The 25,815-nt window shown below is 64.7% G+C and carries 33 protein-coding genes and 1 pseudogene; 15 read left to right on the top strand and 19 right to left on the bottom strand.

Annotated features, from left to right (window positions below; translation table 11 throughout):
* Positions 1-39: 39 nt before the first annotated feature.
* Positions 40-737: pseudogene (locus LB513_RS11680) on the top strand (RibD family protein).
* Between the two features lie 157 nt (positions 738-894).
* Here LB513_RS11680 and LB513_RS11675 read toward each other — a convergent pair.
* Both LB513_RS11675 and LB513_RS11670 read right to left on the bottom strand, forming a co-directional pair.
* A complete protein-coding gene (locus LB513_RS11675) occupies positions 895-1,155 on the bottom strand; it encodes a hypothetical protein (RefSeq protein WP_224663647.1) in 261 nt (86 codons plus the stop codon).
* A gap of 225 nt (positions 1,156-1,380) precedes the next feature.
* Positions 1,381-2,271: an SDR family oxidoreductase gene (locus LB513_RS11670; protein WP_224663646.1), complete on the bottom strand. Its 891-nt coding sequence runs from the start codon at positions 2,269-2,271 to the stop codon at positions 1,381-1,383.
* 77 nt (positions 2,272-2,348) lie between these two features.
* Between LB513_RS11670 and LB513_RS11665 the strand changes: the two genes are divergently transcribed.
* Entirely contained in the window at positions 2,349-3,197 is an 849-nt protein-coding gene (locus LB513_RS11665) for a helix-turn-helix transcriptional regulator (protein ID WP_224663645.1), read from the top strand.
* 33 nt (positions 3,198-3,230) lie between these two features.
* On the opposite strand, the gene LB513_RS11660 is transcribed toward LB513_RS11665, so the two are convergent.
* Positions 3,231-4,292: a hypothetical protein gene (locus tag LB513_RS11660; protein ID WP_224663644.1), complete on the bottom strand. Its 1,062-nt coding sequence runs from the start codon at positions 4,290-4,292 to the stop codon at positions 3,231-3,233.
* Between the two features lie 62 nt (positions 4,293-4,354).
* Between LB513_RS11660 and LB513_RS11655 the strand changes: the two genes are divergently transcribed.
* Entirely contained in the window at positions 4,355-5,548 is a 1,194-nt protein-coding gene (locus LB513_RS11655; protein WP_224663643.1) for a cytochrome P450, read from the top strand.
* Between the two features lie 22 nt (positions 5,549-5,570).
* Here LB513_RS11655 and LB513_RS11650 read toward each other — a convergent pair whose 3' ends face one another.
* Positions 5,571-6,329: a hypothetical protein gene (locus LB513_RS11650; RefSeq protein ID WP_224663642.1), complete on the bottom strand. Its 759-nt coding sequence runs from the start codon at positions 6,327-6,329 to the stop codon at positions 5,571-5,573.
* 59 nt (positions 6,330-6,388) lie between these two features.
* Positions 6,389-7,249 (bottom strand): sulfotransferase, encoded by an 861-nt coding sequence (locus tag LB513_RS11645; protein WP_224663641.1) that lies wholly within the window; start codon positions 7,247-7,249, stop codon positions 6,389-6,391.
* Between the two features lie 155 nt (positions 7,250-7,404).
* Here LB513_RS11645 and LB513_RS11640 point away from each other — a divergent pair, with 155 nt between their 5' ends.
* From LB513_RS11640 to LB513_RS11625, 4 genes are all read left to right on the top strand, one after another.
* Positions 7,405-8,160: a pseudouridine synthase gene (locus LB513_RS11640; protein ID WP_224663640.1), complete on the top strand. Its 756-nt coding sequence runs from the start codon at positions 7,405-7,407 to the stop codon at positions 8,158-8,160.
* Positions 8,161-8,329: 169 nt separating this feature from the next.
* Positions 8,330-9,076 (top strand): SDR family NAD(P)-dependent oxidoreductase, encoded by a 747-nt coding sequence (locus tag LB513_RS11635; protein ID WP_224663639.1) that lies wholly within the window; start codon positions 8,330-8,332, stop codon positions 9,074-9,076.
* A gap of 42 nt (positions 9,077-9,118) precedes the next feature.
* On the top strand, positions 9,119-10,195 hold the full coding sequence (locus LB513_RS11630; protein WP_224663638.1) for an RNA polymerase subunit sigma-70: 1,077 nt from the start codon (positions 9,119-9,121) through the stop codon (positions 10,193-10,195).
* A gap of 75 nt (positions 10,196-10,270) precedes the next feature.
* The gene (locus LB513_RS11625) at positions 10,271-10,672 is read left to right on the top strand and encodes a VOC family protein (RefSeq protein ID WP_224663637.1); all 402 of its coding nucleotides are present in this window, start codon (positions 10,271-10,273) and stop codon (positions 10,670-10,672) included.
* A 95-nt stretch (positions 10,673-10,767) separates the two neighbouring features.
* On the opposite strand, the gene LB513_RS11620 is transcribed toward LB513_RS11625, so the two are convergent.
* A complete protein-coding gene (locus LB513_RS11620; protein WP_224663636.1) occupies positions 10,768-11,346 on the bottom strand; it encodes a histidine phosphatase family protein in 579 nt (192 codons plus the stop codon).
* A 224-nt stretch (positions 11,347-11,570) separates the two neighbouring features.
* Here LB513_RS11620 and LB513_RS11615 point away from each other — a divergent pair, with 224 nt between their 5' ends.
* From LB513_RS11615 to LB513_RS11585, 7 genes are all read left to right on the top strand, one after another.
* The gene (locus LB513_RS11615; protein WP_224663635.1) at positions 11,571-12,020 is read left to right on the top strand and encodes a universal stress protein; all 450 of its coding nucleotides are present in this window, start codon (positions 11,571-11,573) and stop codon (positions 12,018-12,020) included.
* Between the two features lie 205 nt (positions 12,021-12,225).
* Positions 12,226-12,732 carry an Lrp/AsnC family transcriptional regulator gene (locus LB513_RS11610; protein ID WP_224663634.1) on the top strand — a complete coding sequence of 169 codons (507 nt, stop codon included), beginning with the start codon at positions 12,226-12,228 and terminating at the stop codon, positions 12,730-12,732.
* The gene (locus LB513_RS11605) at positions 12,729-13,889 is read left to right on the top strand and encodes a saccharopine dehydrogenase family protein (RefSeq protein ID WP_224663633.1); all 1,161 of its coding nucleotides are present in this window, start codon (positions 12,729-12,731) and stop codon (positions 13,887-13,889) included. The genes LB513_RS11610 and LB513_RS11605 overlap by 4 nt, the downstream gene beginning before the upstream one ends.
* 98 nt (positions 13,890-13,987) lie before the next feature.
* On the top strand, positions 13,988-14,788 hold the full coding sequence (locus LB513_RS11600; RefSeq protein WP_224663632.1) for an ABC transporter substrate-binding protein: 801 nt from the start codon (positions 13,988-13,990) through the stop codon (positions 14,786-14,788).
* A 121-nt stretch (positions 14,789-14,909) separates the two neighbouring features.
* Entirely contained in the window at positions 14,910-15,581 is a 672-nt protein-coding gene (locus LB513_RS11595) for an amino acid ABC transporter permease (protein ID WP_224663631.1), read from the top strand.
* Positions 15,578-16,252, top strand: a complete 675-nt coding sequence (locus tag LB513_RS11590; RefSeq protein ID WP_224663630.1) for an amino acid ABC transporter permease — start codon at positions 15,578-15,580, stop codon at positions 16,250-16,252. The genes LB513_RS11595 and LB513_RS11590 overlap by 4 nt, the downstream gene beginning before the upstream one ends.
* Positions 16,253-16,278: 26 nt before the next feature.
* On the top strand, positions 16,279-17,022 hold the full coding sequence (locus tag LB513_RS11585; RefSeq protein WP_318011184.1) for an amino acid ABC transporter ATP-binding protein: 744 nt from the start codon (positions 16,279-16,281) through the stop codon (positions 17,020-17,022).
* 74 nt (positions 17,023-17,096) lie between these two features.
* On the opposite strand, the gene LB513_RS11580 is transcribed toward LB513_RS11585, so the two are convergent.
* The 7 genes from LB513_RS11580 to LB513_RS11550 form a co-directional block, all read right to left on the bottom strand.
* Complete coding sequence (locus LB513_RS11580) at positions 17,097-18,212, bottom strand: alkene reductase (protein WP_224663629.1); 1,116 nt, start codon at positions 18,210-18,212, stop codon at positions 17,097-17,099.
* Positions 18,213-18,245: 33 nt separating this feature from the next.
* A complete protein-coding gene (locus LB513_RS11575; RefSeq protein ID WP_224663628.1) occupies positions 18,246-18,536 on the bottom strand; it encodes an ArsR/SmtB family transcription factor in 291 nt (96 codons plus the stop codon).
* 426 nt (positions 18,537-18,962) lie between these two features.
* Positions 18,963-19,661 (bottom strand): RES family NAD+ phosphorylase, encoded by a 699-nt coding sequence (locus LB513_RS11570; protein ID WP_224663627.1) that lies wholly within the window; start codon positions 19,659-19,661, stop codon positions 18,963-18,965.
* A complete protein-coding gene (locus LB513_RS11565) occupies positions 19,655-20,083 on the bottom strand; it encodes an antitoxin Xre/MbcA/ParS toxin-binding domain-containing protein (RefSeq protein WP_224663626.1) in 429 nt (142 codons plus the stop codon). Before LB513_RS11565 ends, LB513_RS11570 begins: the two co-directional genes overlap by 7 nt.
* A 319-nt stretch (positions 20,084-20,402) precedes the next feature.
* Positions 20,403-20,870: a GNAT family N-acetyltransferase gene (locus LB513_RS11560; RefSeq protein WP_224663625.1), complete on the bottom strand. Its 468-nt coding sequence runs from the start codon at positions 20,868-20,870 to the stop codon at positions 20,403-20,405.
* Positions 20,871-20,933: 63 nt separating this feature from the next.
* Positions 20,934-21,917: an aldo/keto reductase gene (locus tag LB513_RS11555; protein WP_224663624.1), complete on the bottom strand. Its 984-nt coding sequence runs from the start codon at positions 21,915-21,917 to the stop codon at positions 20,934-20,936.
* A gap of 15 nt (positions 21,918-21,932) precedes the next feature.
* Positions 21,933-22,328 carry a cupin domain-containing protein gene (locus LB513_RS11550; protein WP_224663623.1) on the bottom strand — a complete coding sequence of 132 codons (396 nt, stop codon included), beginning with the start codon at positions 22,326-22,328 and terminating at the stop codon, positions 21,933-21,935.
* 263 nt (positions 22,329-22,591) lie between these two features.
* Here LB513_RS11550 and LB513_RS11545 point away from each other — a divergent pair, with 263 nt between their 5' ends.
* Positions 22,592-22,972, top strand: a complete 381-nt coding sequence (locus LB513_RS11545) for an ester cyclase (protein WP_224663622.1) — start codon at positions 22,592-22,594, stop codon at positions 22,970-22,972.
* An 11-nt stretch (positions 22,973-22,983) separates the two neighbouring features.
* Here the strand turns inward: LB513_RS11545 and LB513_RS11540 are convergent, their stop codons facing one another.
* The 6 genes from LB513_RS11540 to LB513_RS11515 all read right to left on the bottom strand — a co-directional run bounded on the left by LB513_RS11540 (position 22,984) and on the right by LB513_RS11515 (position 25,706).
* Positions 22,984-23,385: a DUF1801 domain-containing protein gene (locus LB513_RS11540; protein WP_224663621.1), complete on the bottom strand. Its 402-nt coding sequence runs from the start codon at positions 23,383-23,385 to the stop codon at positions 22,984-22,986.
* A gap of 5 nt (positions 23,386-23,390) precedes the next feature.
* Positions 23,391-23,783 (bottom strand): VOC family protein, encoded by a 393-nt coding sequence (locus tag LB513_RS11535; RefSeq protein ID WP_224663620.1) that lies wholly within the window; start codon positions 23,781-23,783, stop codon positions 23,391-23,393.
* 18 nt (positions 23,784-23,801) lie between these two features.
* Positions 23,802-24,227: an SRPBCC domain-containing protein gene (locus LB513_RS11530; RefSeq protein ID WP_224663619.1), complete on the bottom strand. Its 426-nt coding sequence runs from the start codon at positions 24,225-24,227 to the stop codon at positions 23,802-23,804.
* A complete protein-coding gene (locus LB513_RS11525) occupies positions 24,224-24,547 on the bottom strand; it encodes an ArsR/SmtB family transcription factor (protein WP_224663618.1) in 324 nt (107 codons plus the stop codon). Before LB513_RS11525 ends, LB513_RS11530 begins: the two co-directional genes overlap by 4 nt.
* Before the next feature lie 339 nt (positions 24,548-24,886).
* Positions 24,887-25,384: a GAF domain-containing protein gene (locus tag LB513_RS11520; RefSeq protein WP_224663617.1), complete on the bottom strand. Its 498-nt coding sequence runs from the start codon at positions 25,382-25,384 to the stop codon at positions 24,887-24,889.
* 163 nt (positions 25,385-25,547) lie between these two features.
* A complete protein-coding gene (locus LB513_RS11515) occupies positions 25,548-25,706 on the bottom strand; it encodes a hypothetical protein (protein ID WP_224663616.1) in 159 nt (52 codons plus the stop codon).
* Positions 25,707-25,815: the final 109 nt, after the last annotated feature.

Below are 25,815 nucleotides of genomic sequence, written 5' to 3'. Positions count from 1 at the left end.
AGCTTGGACAGCTGATTTCGTTCTCAAGGGAAGAGTTCCATGAAGCCAAAAGTCATCTGCCATATGCTCGCCTCGCTCGATGGCGGCCTGCATCCCAGCCGCTTTACCGCCAGCCCTGAAGGCGGCAAGGCCGAGTGGTCGAGCGTCTATGAGCGGGTCCATGGCGAGCTGGAGGGCGACGCCTGGATCGTCGGCCGCGTCACCATGGCCGAGATGAGCAAGGCCGCGGCACACGAGCCGGCCCAGGCCGGCACGGTCCAACGCCCGCATCATTTCGCGCGGCGCGATGCGGGCTCCTATGCCATAGCGCTCGATGGTTCCGGCAAAGTCCACTTTTCCAAACCGGACATTGGCGGCGATCACGTTGTGGTGCTGCTCGGCCGCGATGTCGCCGACAGCCATTTGGCCGAGCTTGCCGCCGACGGCGTCTCCTACATCGTGTCCGAGACGGCGGAGATCGACCTTGCCGCCATGCTCGACGTGCTTGGCCGCGAACTCGACATAGGCCGCCTGCTGCTCGAAGGCGGCGCGGGCATCAACGGCTCCTTCTTCGCCGCCGGCCTTGTCGATGAGCTAAGCCTTCTCGTTGCTCCGCCATCGATGGGCGGGCGGGCAACCAGGGCTTCGTCGAGTTCGGCGAGAGCGGCCTGGCGGGCAGGATGCACTTGACGCTCAAAAGCTGCGAAACGCTGGAGCATGGCCTCGTCCACCTGCGCTACGCCGTTAATGCCCAGTGAAGGCCGTGCCCGGTAGTGTCTCAGTTTGCAATTCAGGGAATTGCGATCGGCGTTCGACGCCTAAAGCATATCGCCCAATAGTGACCATCGACTTTGGAGAACAGTTTGCATGAAAACAGAGGCCTAAAGCGCGCCGCCTAACCGATGTTGTCACAACCTACTTCTGCTCTGCTCGCATCTTGCTGATCAGATCGCGGATTGCAATCGTGTTTTCTTCGATGGCCTTGGTGTTGCTCAGAGACGCCTCGATCGACGCTTCATTTGCCTTCAACAACGCGTCGGTCCTCTTTATCGCTGCGTCCGATCGACTAGTGAACTCTCTAAATCGACGCCTCGCGCCCGACGTCGCGGCCCAGTATAAGCCACCAAATAATATAAGGAGGCCTCCCATCCACAAGTAGCCGTCCAATTCTGCCATGACTCGCCCCAACAACAGCTCTAATTGTACTGGCGGCGGTGCCGTGTGGTGTCAACGGGAAATCTACATACACGTGCCAGGCGACGAGTGGGCAAGCAACTGACTTCATCGCATTCAAACTGAGAAAATTGCGCGCCTTATCCCTTGAGTTAGTTCTCGGTACAAAAAAGCCTCCAATCCGGCGATCTCGGTTGGAGGCCTTTTCGGCGCGGATGCTTCGGTCGATCAAACAGGATATCGCATCGCCTCGAGATCGGCGATCAGCGTCGGGCCGGTCGGGTGCCAGCCGAGCCGCTCCTGCGTCAGCGCGCTGGAAGCAGGCAGGTCCATCGGGGCGAACAGCGCCATCCAGCCGAAATGCTCGGCCACCTGTTCCGGCGCGATCGAAACGACCGGCAGTTTCAGGCCGCGCCCAAGCGCCTCGGCGATGGCGCGCACCTCTACGCCTTCCTCGCCGACCGCGTGATAGCGCGCGCCGGGTTGCTGTTTTTCGACGGCGAGCCGGTAGAGCCTCGCCCCGTCCAGCAGATGCCCTGCGGCGTATCGGTTGCGGCCCTCCCCGACATAGGCCGAGACGCCCTTCTGGCGCGCGATCTCGATAAGCGGGGTGATGAGGCCCTGCTTGAGCGGGTTATGGACCTGCGGCAGACGCACCACCGACACATTGACGCCGGCGTCGAGCAACGCGTTGGCGGCCTCTTCCGAGGCAATGCGCGGATTGGGATGGTCGGGATTGAACACATCCTCGCTGGCGGGCTCGCCATGTCCGGGGCTGCCGATCCCGACCCCGGACGTGATCAGCAGCGGCCGATCGGAGCCGGCCAGTGCCTGGCCGAGCGCGGCGATGACCCGCCTGTCCTTCTCGCAATTCTCGGCAAAGCGCGAGAAATCATGGTCGAACGCCGTGTGGATGACCGCCTCGGCCTTGGCCGCGCCGTCGCGCAGGCCCTCTGGCTCCTCGAGCGTTCCACGGTGGACCTCGGCGCCCGCCGCAAGGAGCGCATCGGCGCCGGCATCGGAGCGGGTGACGCCGACAACCTGGTGGCCCGCATTGATGAGTTCGGTGACGAGAGCCGAGCCGATGAAGCCGGTCGCACCGGTGAGAAAGATACGCATGCAAAATCTCCTGACGATTGCCTGCGCACTATCGCTGGTCTATTATTCCATTAAAGTAGTGATCTTATCATGGTATAATGGCTAACAGGACACAACCCAGCTCCGCCGGCACGCTCGCTTCTTTCCTGAAGGACCGGCGCACCCGCCTCGATCCCGCCTCGTTCGGCCTTTCCGGACGCCGGCGCACACCTGGACTGCGCCGCGAGGAGGTGGCGCAGCGGGCCAACATCAGCCCGACCTGGTACACATGGCTGGAACAGGGGCGCGGCGGCGCGCCCTCGGCCGACGTGCTGAACCGGATCGCCAAGGGCCTGCTGCTCACCGAGCCCGAGCGGGAGCATCTGTTCATGCTCGGGCTGGGGCGCCCGCCGGAGGTCCGCTACATCGGCGCCGAAGGCGTCAGCCCCAGGCTGCAGCGCCTGCTCGACACGCTCGATGCCAGCCCCGCTCTGGTCAAGACGGCCACCTGGGACGTCGTAGCCTGGAACGATGCAGCGCGGGTCGTGCTGACCGACTACAGCACCCTGCCCGCGGGCCAGCGCAACATATTGCGCTTCATGTTCCGCAGCCCTGTCATCCGCGCCAAACAGCATGATTGGGAAAATCTCGCGCGTTTCGTCGTGGGCGCGTTCCGGGCCGACGCGGCGCGCGCCGGCGCGGTCTCCGAGGTTACGCGGCTCGTGGACGAACTCTGCGACGCCAGCCCGGAATTTGCCGCGCTGTGGAAGGAAAACCATGTGCTAAGCCATGGCGACGGGACAAAGCGCCTGAAACACCCCGAACTGGGCGATGTCGAGCTGGAATACTCGTCCTTCGCGGTCGACGGCCGCCCCGACCTGACCATGGTTGTCTACAACCCCGTCGACGGCACGGTCGCGGAGCATATCCGGATCCTTGCGCGAAATCTTAGCCGGAAAGAAGCCTGAACCATGGCCTGTCGCGCGGTGTGGCGTTTGGCGTTAGCCAAGGCCCAAGGCGCGGGCCAGACGCTGTCTGAGCGACCGCAGGCGGCGGCTGCGTGAAAACCTATCGATCCGCTGCCGCACGCCGCGCATCGCCTCCGCGTGGATGGCGTCGGCGCTCATCGTACCGGAGCCGAGCCGCAAGGGCTGACTGGAGGCGGGTCGCATGATGGTGCGCAGCGCATCGGCATGCAATTCGGCATACCGGCTGTAGTCGACGCCCCCGTCCCAGCCGGGCGGACGCGACATGACCGTTGGATTGGTGTTGATTTCGAAGGTCTGGACCCGCCCGTCGACAAGTCCGTAGTCGATGCGGCCGTAGTCGATGTCGGCCAGCTCGAAAATGCGCTGCAGCTGCACTGCATGCGGATTCTCCTCGACATAGGCTCGGTTTTCCGCACGCTCGGCGTCGCCCAGGATTGCTTCGGAAAACTTGATGTACCAGCCATGGCTCGAGAAGCAGTGCTGAGGATAGATCACACGGCCGACCTTGAATGCGGAATATTTGCGAAACCGGCCGTCGGGCGACGGCGCCGTGCCATACTCGACGATCATCAGATCTGGATCGGTTCGCACGCGCTTGGGCATGCCGGCGATCGCCCTCTCCAGTGCATCGGCATTGTCCAGCAAGCCCGTCAGTGGCGGATCATGGCGGCTCTCCCAGCGCACGAAAACCGGAAAGCGGCGGATCGCCTGGCGGTCCCCCAGCCGATGGACGTCGAAGTCATTGCAGCCTGCCGCCTTTAGCCGCCTTAACAGGTCGAAACGACGCGGCACCGACGCTGGGTCGTTAAGCAGCAACACATTGGCATCCTGCGACGCAATGGTCTTGTGCAGTGCGGCTGCCGTCTGCAACTCGGCCGGTGCCAGTCTATCCAGATCGGTGAAGATAAAGGTACCGGGCGCGATGACGCCGAGGTCGCCGAGCCGCTCATAGGGTATGATCCGTACGAGATCGCCGAGGCCATTGTCGTAGTAGCCAAGCAGCACGCCGATCGTGTATGCGTGCTGGCGACGGCAGAGATAATAGACGGGTCCTGGGCTGATCGTTTTCGCCATGATCAATTGGTTTTAGCGCCGGACGATTGCCCGGCTTTCGAACGCGAAACGGTTGCAGGACGATGCAAACTTCTTCTGCCGGCGAGGTGCGCGACAGCGCCTGGAACAGCGTGCGTGCCGGAGCATTCAGCGGCAATGCCGATATCCATGCAATGCTTGATGAAATGCGCAGCGAGCGTCCCGTCTGGAAGTCCCCGTGGGGCGATGTCTACGTCACCAAATACGACCTGGTGTCCGATTGCCTGGCGGATCGCAGACTGTCGCATGTGCCGCCGGGCGGCGACGTTGGGCTGGCGGATTCCGCGCTGCTCGATTGGCTGATCTACCGGGAAGGCAGCGTCCATGGCGCCCTTCGCCGCGCCCTGCAGCAACCTTTCATGGACAACGGCATGGCTGCGCTTCGCGCCGTGGCCGCTCTGGCCGTCGAAGACCTGGTCGTCGCACCGGATCTGTCCGGCACCGTCGATGTAGTCGCCGCTTTTACGCGCGCCATACCGGAGCGCATCATTTGCGGTCTCATCGGCGTGCCCGACAAGGACATGCCTTTGCTGCGTCACTGGTCGGCGTCTGTCAGCACCATCCTCGACAGCGGCTTCGACGATGCATTCGGCAAACAGCCAAACGCGATCGACGAGATGTCCGCCTACTTCGTCGATCATTTGCGTGGTCTGCTTGCGCATGGGCGCATGCCGCCCCTGCTTGGAGGATTGCCGGCGCTGGCTGAAACGCTGGGGTTGACGACAGCCGGGCGTAACATCGCCCTGCTTGCGTTCGCCGGCCACGAAACCACGGTCCATCTGATCGGCAACATGCTGTTTCATCTCGCCCGCCACCCGGCCTTGTGGTCGGCCCTGCGCGCCGATCGCCGGCTCGTGCCGGCGGCGGTGGCCGAAACCTTGCGTCTGGAGAGCCCGGTCCAGAAAATCTGCCGTTGGCCGCTCGAACCGATGTCCATCGGCGATTGCCGGTTCGAAAGGAACGAATCGATCGTGTTGCATGTCGGCGCAGCCAATCGCGATCCGGACCAGTTTGCCGATCCGTCCCGGTTCGACCTCCAGCGTCCGGGCAGGCAGAGCCTTGCCTTTGGCCGCGGCGCCCATGTCTGCATTGGGCGGGCTCTGGCCGAAATGGAAGGCACGATGGTGCTGAATGCGGCTCTCGATCGCTGGACGAGCATCGAGCCGGTTGCCGCGATCTGGGCGGACAACTCCTCGATTCGAGGGTTGAAGACGCTGACGCTTCGCCTGGTGCCTTGATCCCGCGCATTTTCGGCGTCCATCAAGGTTCATCTGCAAGCCCCTCCGCAAAGCTGACGGCGCCGTAGCGTTTCAGGTTGCCGCTGTCGAATTCAGCCAGGCAGGCCAGTTCGACACCCCTGAAATAGTCAGGGTTGGCTCTGAGGAAGAACGCGGCAAACTTGTTGCGGGAAGCGGTCTCGGCAACATCGGCCCATTCTTGTCGCAGGTGCCCCTGTGACGGTCCGAAATCGACCAGGCCCGTTGCCGCGTCGAAAAAGCGACCGTAGCGGGCTGCGGCTATCGCGTCGCGGATCGTCATAAGCCCGCTCGAACCAGCATGGTCGTCGATGGCGGGAACGAACTTCCGAAAGAAGTTGGGCAGGATGCGGAACGTCCTGTGTCCGCCAATGATGGAGAACCAGAAGAGGCGGCCCTCGATGCCGGCTTTGGCTTTGCCCGCCGCCCTGAAAAAGCCTCGCAGCAATACCGGATCGCCCCAGCGAGCGGAATGAAGGACGGTGTCGCCGGAGAAGAGGTAGTGGACCGTCTCCGCGCCGACCGTCATCTGACGGACAAGGTAGGTCGAGAAGCCTATGATCCTGCCCTCGTGACGGATGATGACGACCGCGTCTTTTTCCGACAGATCCCTTTCGAACATCTCGCGAGTGGTCGCGTCGTAATAGCGTTGGTGAAGCGAAAACATCTCGTCGCGGTCGCGCCTGTCGACGTTGTGGACCGGCATTATGGTGGATTGCACACCGTCGGCTTCTTGCGTTGCAGGTTGCACCAGCCGCTTCATCCTCACTATATTTGTTCGTCGCCAGTTTGGGTCGCAATCTGTCAAGCTGATCAGGAGCCTTATATCCCGGCCTCCGCGCCTGAATAGCCGAAGATGCGGCGAAGGGCGCGGCACCGCCAGTTCACCGTCCAGATTTCAGACGTTTTCAACGCTTTCTTGTGGCTGCCGACACTGCGCGTTGAAGCCGGCGCCTCGGACAGTTCGGTGCGGTAGGAACGCCATACGCGGTGAACAAGGATCTCCTTTATGCTTGCCCTGACCGCAGGATCATCGGCGAGGACGCCGGAGCCCGGCGCCAGGTCGAAGCGCGTCCAGACGGCCTCGAGCGCCTTCTGCGGGTTGGCTGCGGCTTCCTCGTAGCGCACGAAGACGATTCGCTGCCTGAGGTGCTCGTCGCGAAGCTGAGCACGGAAGACGGCCAGGTAGGATCGATTATAGGTCTTGGCCAGCCTCGAAACGTCGCGCCGCGTCGCGGGCGAATCGCGGCCGAGCTTGAGCTGCTTTTCGCCGACCTTGAGAATCGAGGCGATCACGTCCTTGGGCTCGCGGACCGACACAGCGAAATTGGCATCCGGCAGCAATGTCGCCACCACAGGTATCATCGGGGATATTTCGACCGTTCGAACCACAAGACAGGCGGGCTTGCCCGAGTTGAGCCAGGCATCGGTCAGACGCTCCCTCACGAACTGGCTCGTGGCCGCCAGGAGATGATCCCGCGATTTGAAATAGTCTGCCGCAAAAGCGCTATCGCTGTTCATGTAGGTCCGGGACAGCAGCAGGAAATCAGCAATGTAGCGCGCTGGCGCCACGCGATCGCCGGTATCGGGCGACGTCAGGATAAGCCGATGCAACAACGAAGTCCCGCTGCGCATGCAGCCTGTGACAAAAATCAATTTGAAAGGAAGCGCTGAAGAGATCATGGGCCCCATTGTCAAAGGCAACTGGATTCTGGCTTAAATCGTGTCCGGCTAAACGCCAATTTTCTCAAAGGTCGGTTGCATCTTAACCCGTTCTTGCGGAATACAACCCGGAATTTGTGGTTCGGACTTCAGGCAAGGAACCAGTTCGCGGCAGCATGGCCAGACAACCACACAAAGGCACACGGGCCAGCAGCAAGCCGCCGGGCGTCAGCCTCAACCGCGCCCTGTCGAAGCTCGGCCTCTGCTCGCGCACGCAGGGCGAGTTGCTGATCGCCGAGGGGCGCGTGCGCGTCGGCGGCAAGGTGGTGCGCGACGCTTCTGTCCGCGTCGATCTCGAGCGTGACCGCATCACCGTCGACGACATGCCGGTGGTTGCCGAGCGCAGGGTCTATTTAATGCTCAACAAGCCGCGCGGCCTGGTCACGACCCGCGACGACCCGCAGCAGCGCGGCACCGTCTATGCCTGCCTGGAGGGGCTCGACCTGCCCTTCGTCTCGCCGGTCGGCCGGCTCGACAAGGCGAGCGAGGGCCTGCTGCTGATGACCAACGACACCCGTTTCGCCAACCGGCTGCTGGACCCCGCCTCGCATCTGCCCAAGACCTATCATGTGCAGATCGGCACGGGGCCCGACGAGGCGACGCTGCAGACACTGCGCGCCGGAGCGACCGTCGACGGCGAAACGCTGACGGCGAACCGCATCGAACTCCTGCGCAGCGGCGGCCGCACAGCCTGGCTGGAAATCGTCCTGGACGAAGGCCGCAATCGCCACATCCGCCGGCTGCTGGCGGCGCACGGCATCGACGTGCTGCGCCTCATCCGCATCGCCATCGGCCGCCTGCCGCTCGGCGACCTCGCCAAGGGTTCGGCAAGGCACCTGACGCCAGAGGAGCTTGCGCTGCTGGCCGATTGAAGAAGTTGCCCGTAGAATCAATCGGCGGCGGGTGTCGCTCGACACCGTCTGAAGAGACAAATCCGTGCTCTGGAAAAAATCGCACTGCGGGCGATCATTTCTCCTGCCCCGCGCTGTCTTAACCCGTAGGTGCCGGGCTGTTCCGGGCCAACTGGAGCAAGGTGGACAAATGGGATCGTTGCAGGGACAGAATGTCGTCGTCGTTGGAGGCAGCCGGGGTGTCGGCCGCTGCATCGCCAAAGCCGCATTCGCGGAAGGCGCGGCAGTGCTCGCCGTTGCCCGTGGCGCGGCGGATTTGCAAGAACTCTCCTGGGAGGCTTCGGGCCTCAAGACACTTGCCGCCGATGCCACGCAGGAATCGGCGCCGGATCATGTGTTCGCCGCGCTGGCGCCCGACATTCTGGTGCTCTGCGCCGGAGCCCTGGCGCCGTCGGCACCCCTGCAGGACCAAGCCTGGGATCGCTTCTCCGTGAATTGGGAAACGGACGTCAAGGCATCGTTCCTGTTCTGCAGGGCGGCCCTCCAGGGCCGGCTGAAACCTGGCGGTCGCGTTTTGCTGCTATCCAGCGGCGCGGCATTCACCGGCGGCCCGCCGAACTCCGGCGGCTATTCCGGAGCCAAGCAGATGCAGATGTTCCTGGCGGCGCACGCCCAGAAGGAGGCCGACCGGCTCGGGCTGGGACTGCGCTTCATGGCGCTGGCGCCGATGCGCATCATGGCCGGCACGGGTGTCGGCGATCACGGCATCGCGGGGATTGCCGCCTACCTCGGCATCAGCCCGGCCGACTTCCTGGCCAGCCTCGACGATGTGCAGACGCCGTGCGATGTTGCCGAGGCGGTGGTCGCGCTTGCCGCCGGCAGGCACCAAGGTACCGCGTTTACCGTCAGCGCCAGCGGACTTGCGGCAACGCAATGAGGCCCGCAGGGCGCCGGCCAACGCCATCGTGGTTGTACCGTCATGAACGATGATCCCGGCTCTTCCGGACTGCCGGGCGCGACAGGCCGGCCGATCCTTGATCGGTCGACCTTCGAGCGCCTCACCCTAACTCACCGCCGTGAGCTGAAGCTGCATTGCTACAGGATGATGGGCTCCCTGAACGAGGCCGACGATCTCGTCCAGGAGACGTTCCTCAAGGCGTGGCGCAGCCGCTCGCAGTTCGATGGACGCGGCTCGCCGCGCAGCTGGCTCTACAGGATCGCCACCAACGCCTGCCTGAACGCCGTCAAGTCGCGATCCTCGGCAAATCGAATTCTGGTGGCTGCGAACCGGCCGCCGACCGAAGGCCGTGCCGCGGCCGGGCCGGCCCCGGAACTCGCCTGGCTCGAGCCCTACCCCGACTCCGAACTGCCCGACCTCATCGAAGGCGAACCTGGACCCGAAGCGCGCTATGAAAGCCGCGAAGCCGTCCGGCTTGCCTTCGTTGCCGCCATCCAGCACCTGCCGCCACGCCAGCGCGCGGCGCTCTTGTTGTGCGACGTGCTCGGCTGGTCAGCGCTGGAAACCGCGCACCTGCTTGGCGGCTCAGTCGCCTCGGTCAACGGCGCGCTGCAGCGGGCACGCAGATCCCTGGCGCTGCGCTACCCTTCGGGGCGTCCGCTGCAGCGGATCCAGCCCGATCCTGAGGAAGGCAGGCTGCTCGAACGTTACATGCAGGCCTGGCAGGCTGCCAACCTGAGCGGTTTCATCGAGCTGCTGCGCGAGGACGCAACCTACCACATGCCGCCCTGGCGGGACTGGTATCGAGGTCGCGCGGCGATCCACGCATTCTTCGAGACCGTATGGAGAAATTTCGATGGCTACCGAGCGGTGGCGACCAGAGCAAACGGCCAGAACGCTGTAGCGATTTATGCTCGCCGCACTCACCAACCGGAATGGCTGGCTCAATCGCTGCATATCATGGAGCTCGCCGATGGTGGTATAGTATCGCTGGCCGTCTACGTTGGCCCGCTCGGCCCTGGACTGTTCTCAGCCTTTGGCCTGCCGCCGACCTGGCGGGAGCCGCACGACTTTAATTGCCACCCTCAACGCTCCTGACAGGAAGCTGGCAGGAGCGTTGGCGTATGGATCGCTTCAGGGGCCGATCGGCTTCGGAGCTCAGGAGCCAAGCCGATGAATTTCGTCTCTGTCCGCATCATCACCTCGGACGTCCAGCGCCTCGTCCGCTTTTACGGCGAGATTACCGGCATGCCGGTAACAAGCTACACCGAGGACTTCGCGGAATTGGCGACGCCCGCCTGCACGCTGGCGATCGCCGGCACGCGCACGCTGCAGCTGTTCGGCGGCGACATTGCACGGCCGGCCGACAACCAAAGCGCCATCATCGAGTTCCGCGTCGGCGACGTCGATGCCGAATTCGCCAGGCTGTCGGACATGCTTGGGGATGCCTTGGTGCAGAAGCCGACCACCATGCCCTGGGGCAACCGCTCGCTCCTGTTTCGCGACCCCGATGGCAACCTCGTGAATTTCTTCACCCCGGTAAGCGCCGAGGCGATCAGCAAGTTCGATAAGTAGGCTGCTTCGTCATCCTAGGGCGAAGCAGTCGCGGAGCGGCGTCGTGCGGACGAAGCGACAGCGTTCCGTGCCCACCCGGAGCCCGCTGGCCCGCCCTACTTCTCGTTCCACCGGCGCATGACCGGCTCGCCGAGATCATGCTCGTAGCCGAGCACGCTGATGCTGGCCGTATCCAGCACGAACAGCGCGCCGCCTTCCGGTGGCAGTCCGATCCAGCGCGCCGCCAGCACGCGCAGGAAATGCGCGCTGGAAAATATCAGCATGTCGGCATTGGCCGCGCGCAACCCGGCGATGATCGCGTCGGCCCGGGCGCCGACATCGGCCGCTGTCTCGCCTTGCGGGCAGCCGTCGCGAAACACCGTCCAGCCGGGCCGTTCGGCCTGGATCTGCCTGGTGGTCAGGCCTTCATAGGCGCCATAGTCCCACTCCTGCAGGTCGTCCTTCTTCATGCTTTGCGCGCCGAAGCCGGCAAGCAGGCTGGTGTCGTAGGCGCGGCGCGATGGGCTCGACCATACCGCCGAAAACGACAGGCCTTTCAGCCGCTCCGCCAGCCCCCGTGCGGCCGCCTCGCCGGCCGGCGTCAGCGGCATGTCGGTGCGGCCGGTATGCTGCCCCGAAAGGCTCCATGCCGTTTCGCCATGCCGGACCAGATGGATCTGCGGATACGCGCTCATGTCGGTGCCCCTCGAAGTCGTCGTACCTTAGAGGAGGGTACGGCAAAGGGGAATTCGGCTGATGCGAAAAGTCAGCCATCGAGCCCCCGGGGAGCTCGCCCTCGCCCGGCCTTGACCCATATCAAGGTGACATAGAGATGGACCGGGTAGCGAAGCTATATCAAGACGAACCTGATCGGGCTCCCGACACCCAACGCTGCCCCGCGGAAGAGGTAATAATTTTCATGTACAAGCATCTGCTCATTGCTACCGACGGATCCGAACTGGCCGGAAAGGGCGTTGCCCAGGGCATCGCGCTGGCCGCTCGCCTCGGCGCCGCCATCACCTTCGTCAACGTCACCGAGCCCTTCCCGCTGTTTGCCTGGGGCGGCGCCATGGCCGGCTATGCCGCCGGCGACGAACTGGCGATCTACAAGGAAGAGGCGGGGCGCTTCGCCAGGCAGGCGCTCGACACATGCAAGGCTTCGGCGGAAGCGGCCGGCGTCAGCGCCAAGACCCTGCATGTCGAGGACCGCAAACCCGCCGAGGCGATCCTGGACCTGTCGCGGTCGCTGGCCTGCGACCTCATCGTCATGGCCTCGCACGGGCGCCGGGGCCTGGGACGGCTGCTGCTGGGAAGCCAGACCGCCGAAGTGCTGTCCTTCACCGAAATCCCGGTTCTCGTCGTTCGGTAGGTCTGCCGCGCCCAAAGCCCCGATGGGCAGTCGCCTCGCGCGAGCCGCAGGTGCCTGCCCGCCGCCGTTGCGCCTTCGCATGAGGCCGCCGGGGAACGCGACAGGCCCAAATCGCTCCTTGCATATCACCGGTTCGTGACGTAGCCTGTTTACATATAGGCAAAAAAATCCGCGGTATTTTTTCTCTTTGTGAAAGACGGAGCGCTTGCGCGAACATCTCGACCTGAGCGATCGGCGGCTGGTGAAGCTCTTGTCGCAGGATGCGCAGCCGGGCATCAATCGCCTTGCCGAGTCGCTGGCGATTTCTGTGCCGACGGTGCGCGGCCGGCTTCGCAATCTGATCGACCGCAACCTGCTCAAGATCGTCGGCCTGCTGAACCTGAGCGAGCGCCCCGAACTGATCTCGGCCATTGTCGGCATCAATGCCCAGGGTCGCGGCCGGGCCCGCGAACTGGCGCGGCGCATTTCCGAACTGCCTTTCGTCAACTCTGCCTCGGTGGTCACCGGGCGCTTCGACATCATCGTCGATGTGACGGTGGCCGGCGACGTCGCCGACCTCTACCGCGTCACCAGCGAACTGATCCCAGGCGCCGGCGACCCCGGCGAGGTCGTGCGCAGCGAGACCTTCGTCGTCATGGCGTCATCCAACAAATGGGTCAGCCTGCCCGAAGGCTGCTGGTCGGATGACGTCGTCCGCAAGGAGAGTGCATGAAGATCGCGGTTCTCGGCGGCCTCGGCCTGCAAGGCCGGGCGGCAATCGCCGATCTCGTCGCCAGCGGTGTCGATGAAGTGGTCTGCGTCGATACGGCCCCCGATGGTGCGGCGCGGCTGGGCGGGCTGACCGACCTTGCCCGCGTCCGCTTCGTCGTTCCCGAGGGTGCGATCGGCCCGGCGCTGGCCGGCGTGCTTGCCGGTGTCGACGCCGTCATCGACCTTTTGCCGCAGCCGCTGATGCGCCAGGCGGTCGAAGCCGCGATCGCGACGCGCACCCCGCTGGTCACCACCAATTACGGCAAGGCCATCGCCGATCTGGCGCCGGCCGCCGAACAGGCCGGCGTTTCGATCATGCCCGAATGCGGGCTCGACCCCGGCATCGACCTGGTGCTCTACGCGCGCACCGCCAGGCAGTTCGACGCCATCACAGCAATCGATTCCTATTGCGGCGGCCTTCCCGAACCCAAGGCGGCGGTCGAGCCGCTCCGCTACAAGGTGAGCTGGAACTTCGACATGGTCCTGGTCAGCCAGAACCGCGACAGCGTGATGATCGAGGACGGAAAGCATGTGCCGGTGCCGGCCGCCGACCAGCACGACAACCGGTTCATCCACGAGATCGAGGTCGCCGGCCTCGGCAGGCTGGAGGCCTTCCCCAACGGCGATGCGCTGCACTATGTCGAGATGCTCCCCGCCGCGCGCGGCCTGCGCCGCTCCGGCCGCTATACGCTGCGCTGGCCCGGATGGTCGGCCTTCTGGGCGCCGCTCAAGCAGCTCGGCCTCCTCTCCGGCGACACGCTGGCCGGCACCGGTATCAGCCCGCGCGAATTCCTTGCCCGCCTGCTCGGGCCGCAGCTGCAATACGGCGCCGACGAGAAGGATCTGTGCGTGATGCGCAATGTCTTTTCCGGCCTCGAGGGCGGCCGCCGCAAGACGGTGACATCGGACCTGATCATCGAGCGCGACCTGGCCTCGGGCCTGTTCGGCATGAGCCTCGGCGTCGGCTATCCCGCCAGCATCGTGGCGCAGATGCTGGCGCGGGGCGAGATCACCACGCCAGGCCTTTTGAACCCGCTTACGCATGTGCCCCATTGCCCGTTCTTCGACGCGCTGGCCACGCGCGGCATCAAGGTCGCCGAGACGGTGGCCTGGGACTGAGGATTTTCGAACGGTGGACGCCGCCGGCAATGGCGCCGCCGCTCAAAAAAGAGCCCACGGGTCTCCGCGGGCAAGCAACCAACTGGGAGGAATGCCACATGAAGATTGCCAGATTTACCACCAGACTGTTCATCGCCGGACTTGCTCTTGCCGGACTGGCCGCATCGGCCAGCGCCGGAGCGCTCGACGACATCGCCAAGCGCGGCGAGCTGCGCGTGGCCGTGCAGACGCAGGGCCCCCCCTTCTCGCTCGTCGGCGCCAATGGCGAGCGCACCGGCAGCTCGGTCGAGCTGGCCGAGCTGATGGCCAAGGAGATGGGCGTCAAGATCAAGTTTCTCGACTTCGATTGGGACGGGCTGATCCCGGCGCTGCTCTCGGGCAAGGCCGACCTGCTGGTCGCCGACATGACGCCGACGCTGGCGCGCGGCATGAAGGTCGCGTTCACGACGCCATACATGTACACCGGCAGCACCGTCTTCACCAAGGCCGACAGCAAGTTCAAGACCACCGAGGACTGCAAGGCCAAGGGCACCAAGATCGCCGTGCTGCTCGGCGCCACCGGCGAAAAGGAAGCCAAGAACGCCTTCCCGGACGCCGACATCAAGAGCTACAAGGGCGGCGGTCCGCTGCTGCTCGACGCCGTCAACAACGGCCAGGCCGATTGCGGCGTCAACGACGTCTCCGCGGTCAAGGGCCAGTCGACGGCCTATCCGGCCGGCACCTTCACCATCATGCCCGACCTCCTGTCCAAGGAGCCGCTCGCCTTCGCCACGCGCTATGACGAGCCCGATCTCTTGATCTGGATGAACCTGTTCCTCAACCAGGTGACCATAGACGGCCGCCTGCAGAAGAACCTGGACTACTGGGTGAATTCCGACGCCTGGAAGAAGGATCACTGAGGAAATTAGGAAGTAGGAATTAGGGAGTAGGAAGTAGAGGGCGCTGGGTGGCGGGTACGGCCCGCTTCAGCAGCTCTCTACTTCCCAACTCCCGTACTCACTACTCACTCCTCCGGCGCTCATGCTCGAAAACTTCAGCTTCCGCACCATCGTCGAATATCTGCCGCTGTTCGGGCAAGGCCTGGTCACGACCGTGTGGCTGTCGGCTCTGTCCTTTCTCGGCGCGCTTGCGGTGGGCATCGTGCTGTGCGCCATGAATTTGCAGCGCGGCTGGCTGTTTCGTGTCCCCGCCAAGGCCTATATCGACGCCGTGCGCGCCACGCCGCTTCTGGCGCAGCTCTATTTTCTCTATTTCGGCCTGCCGCGGCTCGGCCTGGTTCTGCCCGAACTGGTCGTCGGCATCCTTGCGCTGTCGCTCAACAGCGGCGCCTATGTCGCTGAAATCATTCGCGCCGGCATCCTGTCGATTGCGCGTGGCCAGGTCGAGGCGAGCGTCGCCTCCGGCATGACCTATGTCCAGCGCATGCGCCTCGTCATCCTGCCGCAGGCCTTCAAGGTGACCATCCCGCCGCTGCTCGGCCAGGCGATCGTGCTGGTCAAGGATTCGGCGCTGCTGTCGCTGATCTCGGTTGCCGAGCTGACGCGCGCCGGCCAGCTTCTCGCTTCCGACCGCTTCATGCCGGCAGAAGGCTTCCTCACCATCGCGGCCTTCTACCTCCTGCTCTATTATTGCCTCAAGGGGCTGGCCGCGCTCTCCGCCCGCTGGCTCGGCACGGCCGGGGCGCGCCTATGATCTGGCAGCAATTCGTCAGCCTTGCCGGCTCCTATCCCCTCGCCCTACGCGGGCTGGGCATGACCGTGATGCTGTCAGTGATCAGCCTGGTGCTGGGCACCCTGATCGGCTTCGCCCTCGGCATAGTGCGCACCGGCGGCAACCGGCTGATGGCGGGCGTCATCGGCGCCTGGGTCGACCTGATCCGCGGCACGCCCTTCCTGGTGCAGATCTTCCTGATCTTCTTCATCCTGCCGGAATTCGGCATCGAGCTCGACGCCTTTACCGCCGGCATCATCGCGCTGACCAATCTCGCCGCCTGCTTCATCTGCGAGATTGTCGCCGCCGGCATCCGCTCCGTGCCGACTGGCCAGGTTGAGGCAGCGCTGGCGTCCGGCCTGTCGCGCTTGCAGCGCATGCGCCAGGTGGTGCTGCCGCAGGCGATGCGCATAGTGCTGCCGCCGCTGGTCGGGCAATATGTGCTGCTGATCAAGGATTCCTCGGTCGTCTCGGCCATCGGGCTGACCGACCTCACTCGCGTCGGCTGGCTGGTGGTGCAGCGCGTGCCCAATGGCCTGCTGGTGTTCTTCCTCGTCGGCGTCGGCTATTTCATCGTCTGCTATCCGCTGATCCTGCTCGCCCGCCGGCTCGAAAGCCGCCTGGGCGCGGCCCATGGCGAGGTGCAGCTATGACATCGAACCCCAAAGGTCCGGCAAGCATGACCACGACAGGCATGATCGACTTTCGCGGCGTCAACAAATGGTTCGGCCCGCTCAACGTGCTCAAGGACATCACGCTGAGCGTGCAGCCGCGCGAAGTGGTTGTCGTCTGCGGCCCGAGCGGCTCGGGCAAGAGCACGCTGATCCGCTGCATCAACGGGCTGGAGACGATCAAGGACGGCGATCTCATCGTCGACGGCCAGCGCCTGGGCGACCCCGCCACCAACATGACGCGGCTGCGCACCGAGATCGGCTTCGTCTTCCAGTCGTTCAACCTCTATCCGCACAAGACCGCGCTGGAGAACGTTACCCTGGCGCCGATCCATGTCCGCAAGATCCCGCGCGCCGAGGCCGAGCAGGCCGGACGCGAGTTGCTGGCCAAGGTCGGCCTCGCCGACAAGGTCGGCGCCTACCCGGCGCAGCTCTCCGGCGGCCAGCAGCAGCGCGTGGCGATCGCCCGCTGCCTCGGCATGCGGCCCAAGATCATGCTGTTCGACGAGCCGACTTCGGCGCTCGACCCCGAGATGATCTCCGAAGTGCTGGACGTCATGGTGGCGGTCGCCGAGGAAGGCATGACCATGATGGTGGTGACGCATGAGATGGGCTTCGCCCGCAAGGTCGCCCAGCGCGTGGTTTTCATGGACGCCGGCGCCATCGTCGAGAGCGGCACCCCGGACGAGTTCTTCTCACACCCCAGGACCGACCGCAGCCGCGCCTTCCTGAGCAAGATCTTGAGGCATTGAATTGTCGGGAGCGCCTCTCGGCGCTCCCCTTCACTGTCCTGCCCTCCGCTCAGCAGACGAGCAAGTCGTCTCGCTCAGGCCGCCGTCGGATAGTCGATATAGCCCTTGGCGCCGCCGCCATAGAACGTCGCCTTGTCAGGCGTGTTGAGGCCGGCGTTGCGCTTCAGCCGGTCGACAAGGTCCGGATTGGCGATGAACAGCTTGCCGAACGCGACAAGGTCGGCCCTGCCCTCGGCAACGGCCTTTTCGGCCAGTTCCTTGTCGTAGCCATTGTTCGCCAGCCAGGCGCCGCTGCCGCCGGCATTGCGGTAGGTGGCCTTGAGTTCCGAATAGTCGAAAGGCTTGCCGCCCTGGCTGAAGTTCCGATCCCCGCCGGTCGCGCCCTCGACGATATGGACATAGGCAAGGCCGCGACGGCCGAGACCCTCCACCACATGGTTGAACAGCGGCTGCGGATCGGTATCCGAAGCGTCATTGGCGGGCGTGACCGGCGACAGCCTGATTCCGGTCCGGCCGGGGCCAACCGCGCCCGCGACCGCGTCGACCACCTCGAACAGGAAGCGCGTGCGGTTCTCGATCGAGCCGCCATAGTTGTCGGTGCGGTGGTTGGTGCCCGAGCGCAGGAACTGGTCGACGAGATAGCCATTGGCGCCGTGGATCTCGACGCCGTCGAACCCCGCCACCTCGATCGCCGCCTTGGCGGCGCGGCGGTAATCATCGACGATGCCGGGGATCTCGGACGCGTCCAGCGCGCGCGGCTCGGAGGTCTCGGCGAACTCGCCGCTGCCATCCGGCTTGACCAGGAACGTCTTGGACTTTGCCGTGATCGCCGAGGGCGCCACAGGCTTGCCGCCGCCGGGCTGCAGTGAGTTGTGGGAGATGCGTCCGACATGCCAGAGCTGCACCACGATCTTGCCGCCACCCTTGTGAACGGCGTCGGTGACGCGCTTCCAGCCGGCAAGCTGGTCCGCGCCGTAAAGGCCCGGCACGTTCGCATAGCCCTGGCCCTGATGGCTGATGGCGGTGGCTTCTGTCACGATCAGACCGGCCGTGGCGCGCTGCGAATAATAGGTGACTGAGAGATCGCCGGGGACTGCATTGGGCGAACGATTACGCGTCAGCGGCGCCATCACGATGCGGTTCGCAAGCGCGAGGTCACCCGCCTGCAGCGGATCAAAGAGTGTGGTCATTGGAAAGCCTTTCACGGGGGATTGGGAGGGTCGTCAGAGATCGGACAGGGCGGCCTGGAAGGCCGCGATGGTTTCTTCATTGCGCTTGTAGAACACCCATTGGCCAACGCGCCGCGTGGTGACGAGGTCGGCCGACGCCAGCGTCGCCAGATGCGCCGAGACGCTGGATTGCGCCAGGCCGCGATTGTCGAACTGGCTGGCGCAGACGCCCATCTCGAGCGGGTGCGCCTGCGCGGCAAAGTGCCGTTCGGGCTCCTTCAACCAGGCCAGCACATCGCGCCGAAACGGGTGCGCCAGCGCCTTTAGTATGATGTCTCGGTCCATGCTAACCCTGCATCGATCTCACCCGATATATAGATCGGGCAGAGGCGATATCCAGAAACTCGGTGCTATTCTTGGCCGCTATCGGAGAATGCGTTTCCCGTAGGGCCGCGAGCTATCTCCAAAGCAGCGCCCTACGGCGCCCCCTCTGTCCTGCCGGACATCTCCCCCACTTGTGGGGAGATCGGCAGCTTCGGCGCGCAGACCGTATTCCCACGCTGCAGATTGACGAAAGCGCGGATGGCAGCCAATCTCCCTCCTTGTGGGGGAGATGTCCGGCAGAACAGAGGGGGGCGCTGGCCCGCCAGCCTCCGGTATGTTTCGATCACCCCCCCCCCGAGGCCAAGGAGCATCCCCCAAAAGAGCGGCGCGTAGCAGGGTTTCATGACCGGCGTTCGGCTGTGCCTGTGAAGGGGCGCAGGCTCGCCGTCACGTCACCGCCAGCACCTTGCCGGTGTCGTGCTGGCGCACGAAATCCACGCGCCGGCCATCCCAATGGTAGCTGTAGTGCCGGCCCTGCACGGGGATGGTGATGACGTCGGGCCAGAAGATGCCGATGCATTGGCCGCCGGGCATGCGCACGCTGTTCCACACCAGCCCGTCGCTGCCTTGCGCCCGCAGCGCCCGCCCCTCCGCCTGCGAGGCGGTGTAATCGCCGGGGTCGAGCACGCCGGGCACGGCGTTGACGTCATCGAGATCGCAGTCGACGCTGCCGATCAGCACGCGGAAGTCCGCCGTCCAGCCTGGTTCCTCAGCGGTGGCGCGCATGAAATTCTGGTGGTGATGGATGGTCTCGGCCAGCGCCACATCCTCCCTGTCGCCGGCATAATAGAGACCGTAGCTGCCATCCGAAAAGCGGCCGGGCCGCAAGGTCGAACAATGCACGAAGGGCGCCATGACGAAGCTGGCGCCGGGGCCGGACACCCGCCTTGCGGCCGGCACCTTGCCGAGGTCGCCGATCTCGAGCCGGATGCGCGGGTTGGTCTTCTCTTCGACCGAAGCCAGCGCGTCCCAGTCGCGCGGATCGGCAATGTCTTCGAACAGGTCGATCGGCGGATGGATGGAACGAATGATGCGGAAGGTCTGGTGCCAGTGGACGCGGCGCCGGACCGCGAGCCCACTCACCACGCGCCTCGCTCCGCATCCAGCCATTCGCGCATCGTGGCAAGGTCGGAGATCTCGCCGCGCAGCATCAGGTCGAGCGCGGATTGGCCGCCGAATGTCGCATTGGGCTTGCGGATCCAGGCATAGCCGCGCGCCGGCTCGGTGAAGAGATAGCGCAGGCCTTTGTGGATGCCCATCAGATGCGCCATGCGGGTGCGCAGGTCGCGGTCGATCCGCCCGATGCCGCCTTCCTGCCACCGTGCCCCCGTCTTCCAACGTGCCCAGGTGCGCGCCGACATGCCGCCGAGCAGGATGCAGGCCTCGCTATCGGTAAGGTTCCACGCCTTGAACATATTGACCGTGGTGCGCGCCAGCGCGCCGGCCTCTTCATCCGATATGGCCGGACCGACGGTGACGGGTGTGGTGACGATGGATTGAAGCTGCACTGCTCACCTCTGCTATTGGCAGAGATATAGCATGTGTTTGCCAAATGGCAAGAACCGACGTTCAACCGACCACTTCAAGAGCGGCCGCCAACCAAAGCCGCGCTCTACGGCGCCCCCTCTGTCCTGCCGGACATCTCCCCCACGGGTGGGGAGATTGGCAGATTTGGCGCCGGCTTTCATCCTGCACCGTTGGAGATTGGCGAAAACGGTGATGAGAGCTGATCTCCCCACCCGTGGGGGAGATGTCCGGCAGGACAGAGGGGGGCGCCGTAGAGCGCGAGTTTGTCCCTATCCAGGGGGCAAATCGAACCCGTCCGCCTCACCCCGCCAATGTCTTGCTCATATAAACCGTCATCCCGCCCATGAACGGCTCCTCCCGATCGATCCCATAGCCCAACCGTTTATACAGCAACACATTGGCCTCGAAGGCGCCATTGGTCAGCAGGCGCAACTCGGATCGCCCCGCTTCGAGCGCCTTGTTTTCGGCCCGCTCCAGCAACAAGCGGCCGATCCCCCTGCCCTGCGCCTGCGGCAGGACGCAGAGATTCTCGATCCAGACATGGTCGTCGGCGAGCATGGTTTCAATCAGGCCGACTATGCGGCCCTCCTCGATGGCGAGATCGAACGGATGTTCGGCGACGGCCCTGTCGTAATCGGCGCGCATCGGCAGCGGCTCGCGGCCGATCAGCGGCACCCATTTGGCATAGGCGGCGCGGACGATATCGCGGATCGCGGCGGCATCCGCCGCCTCGGCCGGCCGAAACCGGATGGAAGAATTCTTGGTCATGAATAAGCTCCAGGCATGGAAAACCCCGCCGGCTGTTGTCACGGGCGGGGCTGGAAACGAACTCTATCGGTTGATGCGCGCCTGAAGATGGGCTGGATAACGGTCGCCCTGCACTGTGATGGCCGACAATGCCGTCTCGATGCCGGCGAGATCGCCGACGTCGAGCACGAGGCTGGCCGCGCCGATGTTTTCCTTAAGCCGGCCGAGCCTAGTGGTGCCGGGGATCGGCACGATCCAGGGTTTGCGCGCCAGCAGCCAGGCGAGCGCGATCTGGGCCGGCGTCGCGTTTCTGGCGGCGGCGATGGCTCCGAGCGCTTCGACCAGTCCCTGGTTGGCCGTGCGCGCCTCGGCCGAGAAGCGCGGCAAGCCGTTGCGGAAATCATCGCTGGCGAAGGTGGTGGTCCCGCTGATCGCGCCGGTCAGGAATCCCCTGCCGAGCGGGCTGAACGGCACGAAGCCGATGCCGAGCTCTTCGAGTGTCGGCAGAATCTCCATCTCAGGCTCGCGCCACCACAGCGAATACTCACTCTGCAGCGCCGTCACCTTTTGAACCGCATGGGCGCGGCGGATGGTGCCCGCACCTGCTTCCGACAGGCCGAAATGGCCGACCTTGCCCTGCGCGATCAAGTCCTTGACCGTGCCGGCGACATCCTCGATCGGCACGTCGGGGTCGACGCGATGCTGGTAGAAAAGGTCGATGCGGTCCGTCCTCAGCCGCTTCAGCGCCGCCTCGGCGACAGCACGGATGTTTTCGGGGCGGCTGTCCAGGCCGCGCGACGGCTGGCCGCCCGGAAAGCCGAATTTCGTCGCGATGACCACCTTGTCGCGCACCGGCGCCAGCGCCTCGCCCAGCAATTCCTCGTTGACGAACGGGCCATAGGCCTCCGCGGTGTCGAACAGCGTGACGCCGTCATCCACCGCCGCGCGGATCAGGTCGACGGCCTGCGTCCTGTCGGTTGCCGGGCCATAGCCAGAGCTAAGCCCCATGCAGCCCAGGCCGATGGCCGAGACTTCGAGGCCTTTTGTTCCCAGTGTGCGCTTCTGCATCATCGTCCCCTTTGCTCAGCCCTGGTACTGCGCGTCGCTGACATGCTCCATCCAGTCGACGGCCTTGCCGTCGAGCGCTTCCTGGATGGCGATGTGGGTCATGGCGGTGGTCGAAGCCGCGCCATGCCAGTGCTTTTCGCCCGGCTCGAAGCGGACCACGTCCCCGGGCCGGATTTCCTCCACGGGTCCGCCCTCGCGCTGCGCGCGTCCGCAACCGGCGGTGACGATCAGCACCTGCCCGAGCGGATGGGTGTGCCAGGCGGTGCGCGCGCCGGGCTCGAAGGTGACGGCATTGCCGGCGGCACGAGCCGGCGCGATCGCCGCAAAGAGCGGATCGATGCGCACCGTGCCGGTGAACCAGTCCGCCGGACCCTTGCCGGAAGCCTGGGAACCGCTTCGCTTGATATCCATGTCTTGTCCTTCTCGAATGCCGGGCTCGCCGCGCGACTATGGGCTCGACCATCGACCCTTGTCACGGTCCGATGCTACATCCGGCATGTGGGGTCCGCGAGACAATTGGCAAGATCGCGCTGCCGACCCCGCGCCTTTGCCGGGATCCCGTCCGCAGCCACTCGACGCGGCCTCTCGCCGGTCGCGGCGGCGCCGGAACGTCTGGACTGTCGTCCCGATCGTTCTATCTTTTGCGCCGTGCCGACCGCACCGGAGCCATCGCCATGACCGAGACCGACCTCTATCGAGCCTATATAGACTGCCTCAACAATCAGGACTGGGCTCGCCTGCACCGCTTCGTCCATGACGAGGTGCATTATAATGGCGACCGCGTCGGGCTGTCGGGCTACCAGAAAATGCTGGAACGCGATTTCCGAGAAATCCCGGACCTCTATTTCGACATCCAGCTGCTGGTCTCCGACCCGCCCTTCATCGCCAGCCGCCTGCAATTCAACTGCACGCCGAAGGGCACCTTCTTCAACCTGCCCATCAACGGCCGGAAAGTCTCCTTCAGCGAGAATGTCTTCTATGAATATCTCGACGACCGGATCAGGCACGTCTGGTCGGTGATCGACAAGGCAGCCATCGAAGCCCAGCTCGGCTGACGCAAGCGATCTTATTCAGCCGGCTTTGCCCGACGCGCCGGAGCTTTTTTCCGCTTGGCCCGGTTGTGGGCGATGGCGGCACGGACCAAATCCTTGAGCCCCTCCTCATTGATCTTGTCGTCCTCGAACAGATCGATCGCCCGCCAGACCTTGCCGCCGAAGCCATTGTTGAACAGGCCTTGCGGGTCCGGCAGGCTGGCGCCATGGGAAAAGGTGAGCTTGACCTTGTCCTTGTGAGCGTTGCCGACGGCGATGATGCCGTCCAGCGACCACACCGGGCTTCCCATCCATTTCCACTCCTCGACGATCCCGTCATCGGCGTCCAGTATGGCCTTGCGGACGCCGGCCAGCGTCGTGCCGCGCCAATCCGTCAGGCCTGCGATCAGGGCGTCGATCTGCTGCGATGGGCTCATCGGCCTCACCAACGCGCCAGTTGGGTGATCTGCACGAGGTTGCCGCAGCCATCGTCGAGCTGCGCGATGGTCGAACCCGTCGTCTCCGTCAGCGGCATGGTGAACATCGCACCCCTGGCCCTGATGCGCTCATGGTCTCCCTTGAGGTCGTCGGCGAAGAACATGATGGCGGGCTGGGCCTGCGTGAACATGGCTTCCTGATAGGCCCTGGCGGCCGGATTGTCGTTGAGCTCCAGCTGCAGCTCGGTCCCGTCGGGCTCGTCCGCCGAGGCCACGGCCAGCCAGCGATATGACCCGTTCGAGAAGTCGGCCTTCTTGGCCAGGCCCAGCACATCGCTGTAGAAGCGCAGCGCCTTCTCCTGATCGTCCACATAGATCTTGGTCAGCTTGATCTTCATCGCCATTCCTCCTTCATCTCAATCGATGCGCTCCAGCACCTGCTCCAATTGGGTAACGAAACGCCGCCAGCCGCTGGTGGCGCCCCGGTAGGCCTGCTCCTGGTCCGGCCGGAAGCCTCTCTGCTCCATGCGCAGGCGCGTTCCCGTGCCGGTTGGCGTCAGGGTCCAGGTGACGACGCTTTCCAGGCCAAGCGCGTCCCATGTGTAGGACAGGGTCCTGTTCGGCTCGATGGCGGTGACGCGGCAGTCGATGACGATGCTGATGTCGGGCCGCGGCGTGTTGCGCAGGGTGAAACGATGACCCGCCACCGGGCTGAAATCATTCTTCATCAGCCATTCCTCGATCAGATGCGGCTGGGTCAGCGCCCGCCAGATCTTCTCCGGCGGATAAGGCATGTCGCGCTCGACGATGACGGAGCGCGTTTCGGCCGCGGCTCCGGTCATTGGTCCATTCTCCGCAGCAGATCCTCGAGATCGTCGAAGCGCGCTTCCCAGAACGCCTTCATCTGTGTGGCCCAGTCGGTCAGCGGCGCCAGCGCGTCGAGCTGGGCGCTGTAATGCGTCTGCCGCCCCGCCTGGCGGTCGCGCACCAGGCCGGCAAGCCTCAGGACACCCAGATGCTTCGACACCGCCGGTTGCGACACCCCCGACTGCGCCGTCAGCGCACCAACCGTCTGCTCGCCGTCCCGGCACAAACGCTCGAAGATCGCCCGCCGCGTCGGATCGGAAAGCGTCTTGAACAGCAGGTCTTGGGCGGTGGTCATGCCAATCGATAACTCGTTGGTTATTGATTGACGTATAACCAACGAGCTATGTATCTGTCAAGCCCCCCTGAGGGGATGGCTCCAATCGGGGATTGCAAGCGGGGACGGTGGCTTGCAAGGGCAGCTTGCAAGGTAGAGCTCTACGGCGCCACCCTCAGTCCTGCCGGACATCTCCCCACGGGTGGGGAGATTGGCCCCTTTGGCGCCCCGCGCATCCCTGCGAAGTTGGAGACTGGCGAAGTCCGAGATGACAGCCGATCTCCCCCCGTGTGGGGGAGATGTCCGGCAGGACAGAGGGGGGCGCCGTAGGGCTCGACCCCAACCCCTGTGCCCCCTCCGTCAGTCCTCGAACGAACTTGCCGCCGCGTAGATTGCCGCCAGCGTCTCGATGCCGGCCTGGTCGGCGCTGTCGAAGCGGCCGGGGGTCGGGCTGTCGAGGTCCAGCACGCCGAAGACACCATCATTGTCCTCCAGCAGCACCACCAGTTCCGAGCGCGAGTCGGCATCGCAGGCGATGTGGCCGGGAAAGTCGTGCACGTCCTCGATCAGCATCGACATGCCAAGCTCGACCGCCGTTCCGCACACGCCCTTGCCGACGGCGATGCGCACGCAGGCCGGCTTGCCCTGGAACGGCCCGAGCACCAGTTCCTCGTCGGATGCGAGGAAATAGAACCCGGCCCAGTTGAGGTCCGGCACCATCTGGAAGATCAGCGCGGCGGTGTTGGCGGCATTGGCAATCGGATCGCTTTCGCCTTCCAGCAGGCCCTTCAACTGCGCGGCGAGGTCGCGGTAGAAGGCCGCCTTATCCGACGTCTGGATGGCCTTGGCCACGAACATGACTGTATCTCCCTGGCGAAAGTCTCGTTGCGCCCGGCGCAAGCCAAGCACCGCGCCACCACATTAGGTCAATCACCTCCCCGGCGATAGTCGCCAGGCCCGGCATGCCGCCGGCGCGCGGTGTGGAGGGCTGCCCGGACGTTTGCCGCCAAGGAACGCCGTCCTACATCGGGCGCTTGGGCTCACCCTTTTGCGGCGTTGCCAAATCGGAGTCTGATTTCTTGTGCTTGTCGGCCGCGATCCTGCGGATGCGATCGAAGCGGCTTTCCGCGGTGGCTTCGGTCGAGACGACCGTCTGTGGCTTCCGCGCGAACGTGATCATGGATCCGTCTCCTGGGCTAGAGGCCTTCACCGGGAGGGATGCTCCCGGTGGTAACCCGGCTCCCCTAAGGAGCCGGGATGTTTGATCGCGCTCGGTCGGGCCTGAGATG

The organism is Mesorhizobium sp. ES1-1 (assembly GCF_020164785.1).
GTDB lineage: Bacteria > Pseudomonadota > Alphaproteobacteria > Rhizobiales > Rhizobiaceae > Mesorhizobium.
The sequence above is the reverse complement of the archived record's forward strand: the minus strand, read 5'-3'. Positions and strand labels throughout refer to the sequence as shown.